The 13,259-nt window shown below is 36.4% G+C and carries 13 protein-coding genes; 8 read left to right on the forward strand and 5 right to left on the reverse strand.

Annotation, left to right across the window (positions count from 1 at the left end; genetic code table 11):
* Nucleotides 1-15 precede the first annotated feature (15 nt).
* Nucleotides 16-690 carry a response regulator transcription factor gene (locus AC3WV0_RS13345; RefSeq protein ID WP_488846601.1) on the reverse strand — a complete coding sequence of 225 codons (675 nt, stop codon included), beginning with the start codon at nucleotides 688-690 and terminating at the stop codon, nucleotides 16-18.
* Nucleotides 680-1,510, reverse strand: a complete 831-nt coding sequence (locus AC3WV0_RS13350) for a glycosyltransferase family 2 protein (protein WP_488846602.1) — start codon at nucleotides 1,508-1,510, stop codon at nucleotides 680-682. The genes AC3WV0_RS13345 and AC3WV0_RS13350 overlap by 11 nt, the downstream gene beginning before the upstream one ends.
* Before the next feature lie 605 nt (nucleotides 1,511-2,115).
* Here AC3WV0_RS13350 and ahcY point away from each other — a divergent pair.
* On the forward strand, nucleotides 2,116-3,429 hold the full coding sequence (ahcY, locus tag AC3WV0_RS13355; RefSeq protein ID WP_488846603.1) for an adenosylhomocysteinase: 1,314 nt from the start codon (nucleotides 2,116-2,118) through the stop codon (nucleotides 3,427-3,429).
* Between the two features lie 233 nt (nucleotides 3,430-3,662).
* The gene (locus AC3WV0_RS13360; RefSeq protein ID WP_488846604.1) at nucleotides 3,663-5,420 is read left to right on the forward strand and encodes a BspA family leucine-rich repeat surface protein; all 1,758 of its coding nucleotides are present in this window, start codon (nucleotides 3,663-3,665) and stop codon (nucleotides 5,418-5,420) included.
* Nucleotides 5,421-5,473: 53 nt separating this feature from the next.
* On the opposite strand, the gene purE is transcribed toward AC3WV0_RS13360, so the two are convergent.
* Nucleotides 5,474-5,977 carry a 5-(carboxyamino)imidazole ribonucleotide mutase gene (gene purE / locus AC3WV0_RS13365; RefSeq protein WP_066435084.1) on the reverse strand — a complete coding sequence of 168 codons (504 nt, stop codon included), beginning with the start codon at nucleotides 5,975-5,977 and terminating at the stop codon, nucleotides 5,474-5,476.
* 143 nt (nucleotides 5,978-6,120) lie between these two features.
* On the opposite strand from purE, the gene AC3WV0_RS13370 reads away from it, so the two are divergent.
* From AC3WV0_RS13370 to AC3WV0_RS13385, 4 genes are all read left to right on the forward strand, one after another.
* Entirely contained in the window at nucleotides 6,121-7,026 is a 906-nt protein-coding gene (locus tag AC3WV0_RS13370; RefSeq protein WP_488846605.1) for a DMT family transporter, read from the forward strand.
* Between the two features lie 31 nt (nucleotides 7,027-7,057).
* Nucleotides 7,058-7,204 (forward strand): hypothetical protein, encoded by a 147-nt coding sequence (locus AC3WV0_RS13375; RefSeq protein WP_488846606.1) that lies wholly within the window; start codon nucleotides 7,058-7,060, stop codon nucleotides 7,202-7,204.
* Nucleotides 7,205-7,436: 232 nt separating this feature from the next.
* Entirely contained in the window at nucleotides 7,437-8,003 is a 567-nt protein-coding gene (locus AC3WV0_RS13380; protein WP_488846607.1) for a hypothetical protein, read from the forward strand.
* A 7-nt stretch (nucleotides 8,004-8,010) separates the two neighbouring features.
* Nucleotides 8,011-10,134: a cation:proton antiporter gene (locus AC3WV0_RS13385; RefSeq protein ID WP_488846608.1), complete on the forward strand. Its 2,124-nt coding sequence runs from the start codon at nucleotides 8,011-8,013 to the stop codon at nucleotides 10,132-10,134.
* A 44-nt stretch (nucleotides 10,135-10,178) separates the two neighbouring features.
* Here the strand turns inward: AC3WV0_RS13385 and AC3WV0_RS13390 are convergent, their stop codons facing one another.
* Both AC3WV0_RS13390 and AC3WV0_RS13395 read right to left on the reverse strand, forming a co-directional pair.
* Nucleotides 10,179-11,291: a 5-(carboxyamino)imidazole ribonucleotide synthase gene (locus AC3WV0_RS13390; RefSeq protein WP_488846609.1), complete on the reverse strand. Its 1,113-nt coding sequence runs from the start codon at nucleotides 11,289-11,291 to the stop codon at nucleotides 10,179-10,181.
* 116 nt (nucleotides 11,292-11,407) lie between these two features.
* A complete protein-coding gene (locus AC3WV0_RS13395; protein ID WP_488846610.1) occupies nucleotides 11,408-11,959 on the reverse strand; it encodes a DUF1543 domain-containing protein in 552 nt (183 codons plus the stop codon).
* A gap of 84 nt (nucleotides 11,960-12,043) precedes the next feature.
* On the opposite strand from AC3WV0_RS13395, the gene AC3WV0_RS13400 reads away from it, so the two are divergent.
* Together AC3WV0_RS13400 and AC3WV0_RS13405 are read left to right on the forward strand one after the other, a co-directional pair.
* Nucleotides 12,044-12,874 carry a sulfite exporter TauE/SafE family protein gene (locus AC3WV0_RS13400; RefSeq protein WP_488846611.1) on the forward strand — a complete coding sequence of 277 codons (831 nt, stop codon included), beginning with the start codon at nucleotides 12,044-12,046 and terminating at the stop codon, nucleotides 12,872-12,874.
* A complete protein-coding gene (locus AC3WV0_RS13405) occupies nucleotides 12,874-13,257 on the forward strand; it encodes a DUF1634 domain-containing protein (RefSeq protein WP_090001924.1) in 384 nt (127 codons plus the stop codon). The genes AC3WV0_RS13400 and AC3WV0_RS13405 overlap by 1 nt, the downstream gene beginning before the upstream one ends.
* Nucleotides 13,258-13,259: the final 2 nt, after the last annotated feature.

Here is a 13,259-nt window from a genome sequence, read left to right on the forward strand (position 1 = left end):
GTTTGTGTTGTTTTTTTAACTAAAAATATATCCTTGCCCCGGCTTTGTATGAATCAGTTTAGGAGAAAAATTTTTGTCTATTTTATTTCTGAGATAGTTGATATAAACTTCAACTATATTGGTTCCCGTGTCAAAATTAAGTTCCCAGACATTTTCCAGGAGTTCGGTTTTAGATAAAATCCTTCCCTTATTTTTTACGAGATATTCAAGCAGAAAAAACTCTCTCACGGTAAGATTTATAATCTGCGAAGCTCTTTTAACAACCTTGTTTTTAAGATCTATTTCCAGATCATAGATTACAAGAATATTACCAGATGCTTTTCCCTGAGTTCTTTTTATTAAATTTTCTATTCTTGCAACAAGTTCCCGAAAGTCAAATGGCTTGCAAATATAATCATCTGCTCCTCTTTCGAAAGCTTCCAGTTTATTTTCAATATCTCCCAATGCCGAAATAAAAATAATGGGTATTTCGATATTATCCTCTCTTAGTAAAACAGTAAGCTGGTGTCCGTTAATATAGGGGATATTAATATCAAGCAAAATGAGGTCATAATTATTCTGTCTACCAGCTTCAAGCCCTTTCTGTCCATCAAAAGCGCTGTCAACTTCGAGCCCGATTTTTTGAAGTCCCCGCGAAATTACATCAGACAAACGTTTATCATCTTCAATCAAAAGTATTTTATAAGCCATCTAACAAACCAGAAACTTTTTTAATTATTCTTCTAAAAAAATTATTTTGCTTTTGCCATATAAAATTAGGAAGATTTGGAATGTCTTTTACATTTTTTTTGTAGATAAATTCAATATTTCTACGTTCTAGAGTTTGGCTGAGTACAAAATGCCAGTTCTCATACAGTTTCTTCTTCTTGTTTTTATTCTGGGAAATACCGCCGGTGTGAAGCCTGTAGTTATAGAGAGGTTCTTTTATAAATTTAAACCTTCCAACTTCGTATAATTTCAGATATAAATCCTGATCTACTGTAGAAAGCAGAGAAGCATCAATTCCTGAAGTTTTTAGGTAGGAAAGTTTTCTAAAACAGAAAAAATGAGCAACTTCAAAATTTATGTTAAAAAACAGCATTTTCTGATAAGGAATCTCCGAAGCTGTTTTGCATATACCAATTTTCTCCATTTCTTTGTTACAAACATAGTACTGGGTATATACAGCGTCAATGTTTTCTTTTGTCGACACAAAACCGGCAACTACTTTTTTGAGACATTCCGGTTCCAGGGTGTCATCAGCATCCACAAAACCGCAAATTTCTCCAGTAGCAAACTCGATAGCTTGTCTTTTAGAAAAGCCTATTCCCTTATTGGAAGAATTTACAAAATATCTGATATTAGAATATTTCTCACTATATTCTTTAATAATATCCAAACTTTGATCGATAGATGCATCATCAAGAATAATAATTTCAAAATGGGGATAATCCTGGGACAAAATACTTTCTATACAGTCTCTAATATACTTTTCTCCATTGTAACAAACAATTAATAAAGATATTTTCATCAAATAAAGTTTAGCAGTAAAATTATAGATGTCTTTTATTTTTTACTCAAAAAAAAGATTAGAAAAAAATTAGAAATTACTTCTATACATTAAATTTGTTTAAACCTATTTACCCTGTTTTCAGATATTCTGTATAGAAATCCGTTTTTATGGAGGAAAAATCAATGATTTTTTGCTTTAAGAATAAAATTAAGACATGCTTTTATATACCTTAGGTTCATTTCAATATACTTTAAGCATACTTTAATATACTTTAAGGTTATTTTTCTACGCATTAAGATTAGTTTTCTATGCATTAAGATTAGTTTTATATATTTTATGCTTATCAATATATACATTAAATATATTTTTTCTATAAGCTTGTTTAAACGAATTGCACAATTAACCGCAAAAGGTACTGTGTTAATATGCAAATTAATTTTTAAATCTGTATCAATTTCAACTCTTTTATAAGCGTTTTAGATTTAAACCAGGCAGTAGTTCTGATATGACCATTTCATAACTTCTATTATCAGTTCTGCGAAGAATGTCATTTTTATATCTTAATTATTAGTTGTAATTTTGTAATCTTATTTATCGGTGAATTTAAACTTATTCATTTACATATGAGTACTACAACACAATACATTCCTTACAAAGTGAAGGATATCTCCCTTGCAGAATGGGGACGAAAAGAAATTACTCTTGCAGAAGCCGAAATGCCTGGTTTGATGTCAATTCGTGAAGAGTACGGACCATCTCAACCATTAAAAGGTGCAAGAATCGCAGGATGTCTTCACATGACGATCCAAACAGCTGTGCTTATCGAGACGCTGGTAGCTTTAGGTGCTGAAGTTACCTGGTCTTCTTGTAATATTTTCTCTACTCAAGATCATGCTGCGGCTGCCATTGCTGCTGCCGGGATTCCTGTTTACGCATGGAAAGGACTTAATGAAGAAGAATTTGACTGGTGTATCGAGCAGACTTTATTCTTTGGAGAAGACAGAAAACCATTAAACATGATTCTTGATGACGGAGGTGATCTTACCAACATGGTTTTCGATAAATATCCTGAACTAACAAAAGACATCAAAGGACTTTCTGAAGAAACAACAACCGGTGTTCACAGATTGTACGAGAGAATGAAGAACGGAACTTTGGTAATGCCTGCCATCAACGTTAATGATTCGGTAACTAAATCCAAATTCGACAACAAATACGGTTGTAAAGAATCTGCTGTAGATGCGGTAAGAAGAGCTACCGATGTAATGCTTGCCGGAAAAAGAGTGGTTGTTTGCGGATACGGAGACGTTGGTAAAGGGACTGCTGCATCTTTCAGAGGAGCAGGATCTATCGTAACAGTAACGGAAATTGACCCGATCTGTGCACTTCAGGCTGCCATGGACGGATATGAAGTAAAAAGACTGGATACCGTAGTTGATAACGCAGATATCATTATCACAACAACCGGTAACTTCAACATCGTAAGAGGTGAGCATTTCCTTAAAATGAAAGATAAAGCGATCGTTTGTAACATCGGTCACTTCGATAACGAGATTGATATGGCCTGGTTGAACCAAAACTACGGTCACACAAAATCTGAAGTAAAACCTCAGGTGGACATCTACACTGTTGAGGGTAAAGAAGTTATCATTCTTGCTGAAGGTAGATTGGTAAACTTAGGCTGTGCAACAGGTCATCCAAGTTTTGTAATGTCAAACTCTTTCTCTAATCAGACTTTGGCTCAGATCGAACTTTGGAACAACTCTGCAGCATACAAAAACGAAGTATATACATTGCCTAAGCATCTTGATGAAAAAGTAGCAGCTCTTCACCTTAAGAAACTAAGCGTTGAATTGGAAACTCTTTCTCAGGAACAAGCCGATTATATCGGAGTAAATGTAGAAGGACCTTTCAAGCCGGAATATTACAGATACTAATTTAATGCTGATAATAAATGAAAATCCCGCTATTTATAGTGGGATTTTTTATGTCATAAGACCCGTTTTTATTAAATAATACTATCTAAAATCATATTTTTATTTTAAAATCTCAAATTTTATACCTGTAAATTACAGTTATTTTCAATATTTTATTATTTTTGTTAATTCACAATTTGTTGAATTGTTTATCTTTTATTTATTTAAAATAACCTAACCCTTAAAATAAAAACATGATAAAAAAATTATCACTAATTATCTTTCTGATTTTTCTGAGTCAGATTTTTAAGGCACAAAATGAATTTATCACGATCTGGAAACCGAATATTCCACATCCTCATCCAACCCTTCCCTACGCAGGAATTCCAATAAATTCTACAGATACTCAGATTTGGGTTCCTGTCGTTGGAACAGATTTTACCATCTATTGGGAAGAAGTTGGATATCCATCACACAATGCTACAATGACTGGCGTGAATTCCACTTATCAGGTCTTTATAGATTTTGGAACACCTTCCAATCCTATTGCGGCAAATGCTACTTATCGTGTAAAAATCAGTAACGGAAGCGGGAATTTTCACAGATTTCGGGCTTCCAATTGGGATCTGTTTATCAATGGTGATGGCATTGTGGGAGACGTTCATAAAATCATTGATATTGAACAATGGGGAAATATCCACTGGTCTTCCATGGAGCAGGCGTTTCAGGGTTGCAGAAACATGAATATTTCGGCAACAGACATTCCTGATCTATCGAATGTTACAGGTATGCAGTATATGTTCACTGGGTGCAGTTCTTTTGTGGGAAATCCTTCGATTAATGATTGGAACACTTCTCATGTTACTGACATGCGGTTTGCATTTGGCGCCTGTTCTGTCTTCAATCAGCCTATTGGCGACTGGGATACTTCCAATGTGACGGTGATGGCAGGAATGTTCAGCAGTGCTGTAAAATTTAACCAGCCTATCGGAAATTGGAATACTTCGAAAGTAATATATATGACCGCCATGTTCAGTACAGCGAGGGAGTTTAATCAACCTATCGGAAACTGGGACCTATCCAGCAATCTGGAGTGTGAATTGATGTTTTCCGGCGCCTGGAATTTTAATCAGCCAATCGGGAACTGGAATACATCCAATGTACTGGAAATGAATAGAATGTTTCTGGGTGCAAAAGCCTTTGATCAGGACATCAGCAATTGGGATACCGGAAAAGTCTATGATATGTACTTGATGTTTTCCGGTGCAGAAAACTTTAATCAAGATATCGGAAGCTGGGATGTGAGTAAGGTAGAAAGTATGTATGACATGTTTAACGGTGCCGTAAAATTTAACAAGGATATTTCGGGCTGGAACGTAGGCAGAGTAATGTTTATGCAAAATATGTTTAAAAACGCTCAATCCTTCAATCAAAATATAGGAAATTGGAATGTTAGTATGGTTAAAAATATGAGCAGTATGTTTGAAGGTGCCACGGCATTCAACCAGGATCTTGGTCAATGGCAATTAAATGCATTGATCTCCGCCAGCGGAATGTTTTCAAATTCAGGATTAAATTGCCAGAATTACGACAGTATACTTTTTGGATGGAGCACAAATCCTTCTACACCCAATAACATTAATCTTGCACCCGTATCATCACTCACCTACTCTAATCCTGCAGCTGTTGCCGCCAGAAATCAATTGATAACAGTAAAAAACTGGAATATTTCAGGAGATATTTATAATGATGAATGTCATTCTGTACTGGGAACATCTGATCCGGTGGTAAAAAATGAAATTTATATTTATCCGAATCCTGCTTCTGATTTTATTCATGCTAAGAATTCCGATGCGGAAGATTTCATCATTTATGATGCCGGGGGAAGGGTTATTTTAAAAGGAAAATTAAGCCATGAAAAAATCAATATTCAGACTTTACTTTCAGGAAATTATATTTTGCAACTGATTTCAAAAAGGGAAAGTAAAAATTTCAAGTTCATAAAGCAATAAAACATCCGCGGCTCACGAAAATCGTGAGCCGCGGCTTTATAAATTAATTAAGATTACTTATCAAAATGATTAGGATGCTGTGCTTTAATGTCATCTACCGTTCCCAATACCTTATCTTTTAAGGAATCCTGATATTTCTGTAGATTTTCCGCTACCATTTCATCTGAACTGCCAATAATCTTTGCTGCTAAAATCCCAGCGTTCAATGCACCATTTAAAGCAACGGTAGCCACAGGGATTCCTCCCGGCATCTGAAGAATAGATAAAACAGAATCCCACCCGTCGATAGAATTGCTTGACAAAATAGGAACCCCGATCACGGGTAATGTTGTACAGCTTGCCACCATTCCCGGAAGATGTGCTGCTCCTCCTGCTCCGGCCACTATGACTTTCAGGCCTCTTTCTTTGGCTGTTTTGGCATAATCAAACATTCTTTCCGGTGTTCTGTGTGCGGAAACCACCGTCAGTTCATACGGAATATCCAACGATTTTAAAAAGTTTGCAGCCTGTTCCATAATCGGCAAGTCACTCTGACTTCCCATAATAATTCCTACCATTCTTCTGTATTATTAGATGTTCAAAGATAAAAAATTAATAATCTTCATGCAAAAAGGCGCAAAAGTTGTTCTCATCAATGACAAAGCGGCTGGTCTTATCGAGATCAGCTGGTAATATGTATTTATATAAATAAACCACCATTTTGAAAGATTATAAACTAACGCTTGCCGTTCTCACCGTTGCCATTGTCTGGGGAACTACATTTTTGTCCATACGCATTGCGGTAGAAACTATTCCTGCATGGTTTGTAGCAGGAATACGTCAGTTTCTGGCTGCTCTCATTATGCTTATGATTCTTTTATACAGACGCCAGTTTCATTGGATCGGATGGAAAAACCTTGGCTATCAGCTTGTTTTCTCTTCTTTAATGCTGATTATTGCCAATGGATTAACGACGGTAGCGGAAGAAACGCTCACCAGTAGTCTCACATCTTTGATCAGTGCAACATCACCCATCATCGTTTTCCTGGGTAGTGTTTCGCTGGGATTACAGAAATTTACCATAAAGGCACTCATCGGTGTACTGATGTGCTTTGGAGGGATAACTTTTATTTTTTGGGATGGTATACACGATTTGGCCAATCCAGAGTACAGGTTCGGAATATTCCTTTTATTCTGTGGAATTTTAGGTTGGGCTTCCGGAACGATTTTCACTAAAAAAATGAACATTCAAAGCCGGAATATTTCCCTGAATCTTTTTTATCAGTTTGCTTTTGCAGGGATTATCCAGATCATCTTTGCTTTTCTGTTCACTGAAAATTATAATGTTGAAAACTGGTCTCTCAAAAGTGTTTCAGCGATGCTGTATTTATCATTGTTTGGCTCTGTAGCTGCATTTTTTGCGTATCATTATGCCTTAACAAAGGTTTCGCCAGTACAGGTGTCCATTCTGGCTTACGTAAATACGATCATTTCCATATTTTTAAGCTGGCTGATTCTTGATGAGAAGATTTCAGCAAAATTTATTATTGCTGCTCTTCTTATTATTCTTGGTGTTTTCGTAATCAACTATAACCGTGAAATGTTCAAGAAACACAGAATTGAATAATCTTATTATTTGATAACAATCTTAAATACAAATGGACTTAATCAACCGTTCCGTTGAACCCGTCAGGCATTCCGAAGAGAAAATCAACCACTCCGAAGAAGCAATCAACTGCTCCGAAGAGGCGATCAAGTACAGTTTGCTATTTTACAATACTTTACAGCCTTTTTTAAGGAATTAAACTTATTCAACAATCCATATACATTAGATTTTCAATTATATTTTTAAACAAAAAATAGTACTATTATGAAAAAAGATCAGATAATACGTGACTTTAATCTGACAGATTCTGTATTAAAACAAAAAGCAAATGAATTGATCTCTTTAATCGACAGAGACATCTCCTATTTCGTAGGGTTTAAATTTCATAATTTATTTATTTTTCATTATATTGTTTAATCCAAAATTACAATATGCTTAAAAATTCACTATTTATTCTCATCTGTATTTCATTTTTTTTCGTTGCCTGTAATGACAAAAAGAAGGAAAAAGATCTTGAGGCAAGAGAAAAGCAGTTGCTTGAAAAAGAAAAATTATTTGCGCAAAAAGAATCTGAATATCAGTCGCTTCTTAAAATGAGAGACAGTATTTTTTCAAAAAAAAATGATTCCGTAAAAATTGTTGCTTGGCCCGAAGACATTGCAGGTGTATGGACAGGAAAAGTCATCTGCACAGAGTCTACCTGCAGTGATTATGTCGTAGGTGACCAACGTACCGATACCTGGGAATTCGATAGTGATTCTACACAGCTTGTGACAAAAATTATCAATAACAATAATCTTGTAAGGATCTATTCCGGGAAATTTGAAAATAATGAAATAAAACTGAATTATAAAACCGATTCTACCTCAAAAAAACAGGTAGAAATGAATGTCCTGCTGAATGAGATTTCTCCCAATAAAATCAGAGGAACAAGGACCATTGCGATCGATAAATGTCTCGCAAAATTCTCTGTAGAACTTGTACGTTCAACCAAATAAAACACTTATGAATTTATTGAGTATACACAACCTGAGTTTTCCTATCGAAGACCCCGTGCTGAAGTTTCTGCTGGTATTAATGATTATTCTGGCTGCCCCTCTTTTATTAAACAAAATAAAAGTTCCGCATTTATTAGGACTTATTATTGCCGGAGCCGTAATCGGACCAAATGGATTTAATGTACTTGCCAGAGACAGCAGCATTGTCGTCACGGGAACTACCGGACTTCTTTACATTATGTTTCTTGCCGGGCTGGAAATTGACATGGGAGATTTTAAAAAGAATAAATGGAAAAGCCTGGGATATGGTGCCTATGCCTTTATATTTCCATTTATTTTAGGGTATTTAGGGTCATACTATTTACTTCATTTCTCCGTGCTTACCTCTGTGCTTTTTGCAAGTCTTTTTTCATCACAGACACTTATTACTTATCCTCTTATCAGTAAATTAGGAATCGCAAAAAATCAGGCAGTAAATATTACGGTAGGCGGTACCATGATCACCGATGTGGCAACGTTACTGGTTCTCGCTATAGTTATAGGAATGGTTCAGGGGGATGTAGGAGCTTCTTTTTGGATAAAACTTTCTGTGTCTGTTCTTATTTTCGGACTTATTGTACTGATGATCTTTCCATTAATAGGTAGATGGTTTTTCAAAAAAGTAAACGATAAAATCTCACAATATATTTTCGTTCTTGTAATGATCTATTTTGCTGCAGTTCTTGCAGAGTTAGCCGGTGTAGAAGCCATTATCGGCGCATTCTTTGCCGGGCTGGCTTTAAACAGGCTCATTCCGCATACATCTTCATTGATGAATAGAGTAGAATTTGTCGGAAATGCCATCTTTATTCCCTTCTTTTTGATCAGTGTCGGAATGCTTATCGATTTTAAAGTATTTTTCAACAGTTTTGAAACATTGAAGGTAGCTTCCATTATGCTTATTGCATCGATCGGCGGAAAATATATTTCATCTGTTGTTGCCCAAAAGACATTCAGATTTACGAAAGAGGAAGGAAAACTGATTTTCGGACTGAGTTCTGCTTCCGCTGCCGCAACTCTTGCAACAGTAATGGTTGGCTATAATATTATTCTCTCTGAAACCGAATCGGGGGAACCAATCCGTTTATTAAATGAGCACGTTCTCAACGGAAGTATATTACTGATCCTCATTTCATGTACGATTTCATCTTTTGTTTCAATGTCCAGTGCTCAGAAGATTGCCGAACAGGACAATGAAGATACTGTTTCCGGAAATAACCATGAAGAAGAAACTATTCTTTTAGCATTAAATTATGAAGTAACCGTTGAACCGATGGTAAACCTCGGGATTCTGATCAAGGCCCACTCCAATACAGAAGATTTGTTTGCCTTAAATGTCATTAACGAAGATAAAAATGAATCTTCCGTGAAAAATGCTGAGAAAATTCTCCATCTTGCAACGGATACCGCCGCCGCCGCAGATGTGAAAATGCAGTCATTAAAAAGATATGATAATGATGTGGTTAACGGAATTAATAACGTTATCAAAGAACAGAACATCACCGACCTTATCATAGGATTGGAAGATGAGAAAGGTTTCTCGCCTGCTTTTGTGTATAATCTGTATAATGGCTATCTTCAGAATGACAATGTTAATGTACTCGTTTATCATGCGGCGCAACCGTTATCTACGATAAAAAAATATGCGGTAATGATTCCTGAAAATGCACATAAGGAAGCCGGATTCTTTCACGCCCTCCTTAGAGTATGGAATATCGCAAGAAATTCCGGGGCAACTATGGTTTTTTATGCTGCTGAAAATATTCTGGATATTCTTCAGAGGATTATCAAAAAAGCGAATATTGAAGCAGAATTTATCATCATGAAAACCTGGAAAGATGGTGAAGAAACCGCTTCCCAATTAAAGGATGATGAAGCACTCATCCTTTTCATGGCAAAACGGGGAATGCACTCTTATATTCCCAGAATGAGGCTGATCCCTGAATTGCTCAACAGAAGTCTAGCTGATAAAAATTACCTCCTGATTTTTCCATATTCAGAATATGATGAAAACAGTTCCGAAAAAAGGTCTGTCGGAAATCACGATGATTTCATGGAAATTGGGAATATAATTAAGCGGATATTTAAGTAGATGCCGGGCATCCCTAACAGAGTTTGAAACTCTGTTAGGGATCATTATTCCGCGATCACCCTCACCATTCCTTTCACCATGACCAGCTTTTCCATCAGCTCTTCTCTGGATTCTGCCAAAACATTAATATGTCCCATTTTTCTTCCGGGTTTGGTTTCAGTTTTTCCGTATAAGTGAATATATGTTTCCGGTAATTTTAAAACCTCTTCCATCCCTTCATATACTACTTTTCCAGAGTAGCCTTCTGCACCCACGAGATTCAGCATTCCGCTGTAAATAATAGCATCCGTATCGGCTAAAGGTAAATTCTTAACCACACGATACATTTGCTCAAACTGCGAATTGGCATTCCCTTCCTGACTCTGATGCCCTGAATTGTGAAGTCTCGGTGCTGTTTCATTAACCCAGACTTTTCCTTCTTTATCTAAAAATAATTCAATAGCAAAAAGTCCCGGCGACTGGATTGCGTTTAAGAATTTTTCTGTGATGGAATTAATCTGTTCTTCGATATCTTCAGACAATAAAACCGGACAGATATTAAAATCCAGCAGGTTCAGTTTTGGATCTGCAACCATTTCCGTTACAGGGAAAGTTTGGGTTTCACCATTTTCGTTTCTTGCAACAATAACAGAAAGCTCTTTGTCGATATCCACAAGTTTTTCGATTACAGAATCTGCAATCCAGAGATTTTTCATGTCTTCCGGCGTACGGATGACCTGAACTCCTTTTCCGTCATATCCTCCCGTATTCATTTTCTGCACAAAAGGTAACGGCATTTTGATTTCATCGGAACTTCCATCCATTATTTCAAATTCCGGACTTGGAATGTCGTGAGCTTTATAAAATTGCTTCTGAAGAATTTTCTGTTGAATGGTTTTAATAATATTGGAATTCGGAACCACTTTTACTCCCTGTTTTTCCAGCTCAGCCAATGCATCGGCGTTTACATGCTCGATCTCAATGGTTACTACATCTTTATCTTTACCGAAATTCAGAACGGTCTCATAATCATTAAAACTTCCTTGTGTAAAATATGAAATATTGTGACATGGTGCATCAGAAGCCGGATCCAGCGTATAAAATTCATCGTCGTACTTCAACGCCTCCTGAATCAGCATTCTTCCTAACTGTCCGCCTCCTAAAATTCCTATTTTCATTTATTTTTATTTTCTATTTAGATTTAATTTAACTTAAACGGATTATTTTTTAGTGCAAAGTCCTTCATATTCAATATACAAACGCTCTCTACATTAATCAACAAAACTTTTAATACTTATTGAATTTTGTCAATTTTCAAATAACCAAGACTCACAAAATTTTCCTGATTTTCTGCTTCCGATTTCACAAGTGATATGGCATATCTTTTTTTCATGTCGGTAGGAAGAATTTCCTTCACCGGAAAAATATCATCAATATCAACGCCTAATTTTTCATCAATATGGCTGGTAGCACCTTTAAAGCCCATTGTTTTGTAAAATTCCGTAGCCTTTGCTTTTTTTACGGCATCTCCCATAGAATTGGCGACCACCAGATGCTGCTCATGAAATTCCTCAAAGAAACCTCTTTTATAACCTCCGAGATTAATGAAATAGAGCTGTTCTTCAGAAGTTTCGCTACCTTTTTCGACGATTTTCACTTCATAGCCATCCACAAATTTTACTTCCTGATAACAGTCGATATGAATTTTTCCTTTTGCCTCCTTCCAAAAGTCTTTCATATCCTCCACAAGGTTTTTCAGGTTTTCTGCAATCCCAAAGAATACGTCGTGTTGCTCAATATTTCTGCCGGGCGGTGTGGCTCCCAGAATGATATAAAATAATTTCATTAAAATTTTGTTTATGCAAAAATACGTCAAATTTATCTTTTTTAAACGCTTGGCAGACTAACGCAATAGTTTTATATTTGTAGCATGTCAGAAATCATTATTCTCTTCCTTGGAGCAATTTCGGCAGGTCTTCTGGGTTCACTGACCGGATTGGGAGGGGGAGTTATCATTATTCCTTTATTAACGCTGGGTTTCGGCGTTCCTATGCATTACGCCATTGGCGCTTCTCTTATTTCTGTGATCGGAACTTCTTCCGGCGCGGCAGTTGCTTTTGTAAAAGAAGGATTTACCAATATGAGAATCGGAATGTTTCTGGAGATCGCTACGACAGCAGGAGCAATCGTCGGTGCTTTGGTTTCCGGAATGCTGAATCCGAATACAATCGGAATTATTTTCGCAAGTATTCTTCTTTTAACGGTTATTTTAAATTTAAAAGGGAAGCCTGATCATCAGGAATCTGTGATTAAAGGAAGTCTGGAAGAAAAATTAAAGCTTTATGGAACCTTTCCTGATAAAGGCGTTTTAAAAAACTATTCTGCAAGAAATACCGTTCCCGGATTTCTGATGATGATGTTTGCCGGTGCCATGTCTGGTCTGTTGGGAATCGGATCCGGAGCATTGAAAGTTTTGGCAATGGATAACATGATGAAACTGCCTTTTAAAGTTTCAACGACCACCAGTAACTTTATGATTGGTGTAACTGCTGTTGCGAGTGCATTGATTTATTTCCAGAGAGGTGAAATCGTTCCGGTAATCGTGGCTCCCGTATTGATCGGCGTGGTAGTAGGCAGCTTCATCGGATCAAAAACACTCATGGTTTCAAAGACAAAAAAACTGAAAGTATTCTTTGCGATAGTCATCACGATTCTTTCGGTGTACATGATGTATAACGGTATCAATAAAAGCTTCAGATAATGAAAAAGAATTTTACGGATGTAGACCTGAACCGTTCTGTGGGGAATTTATTGAGACTGGGCGTTATCCTTTCTGTGATTACTTCACTGATAGGTTTTGTAAAACTTTTCACAGAAGGCTTTAAAATGCCTAAAAAATATACAGCATTGGATATGGGAAGTTCTTCAGAAAAAGTATGGGGACTCTTCTGGAATTCACTCTGCAAAGGTGAAGGAATGGCAATTATTCAACTTGGAATTCTACTTTTGATCTTCACGCCGCTAATGAGAATTATTTTTGCGCTGATAGGATATTTAAAAGAAAAAGACTACGTGTATGTAGTCATTTCTTCGATCGTTCTAGCCATTATGGCGATAAGCTTTTTTACAGGATACGCACATTAATA

The sequence above is a fragment of the Chryseobacterium sp. 27AL genome (assembly GCF_057815395.1).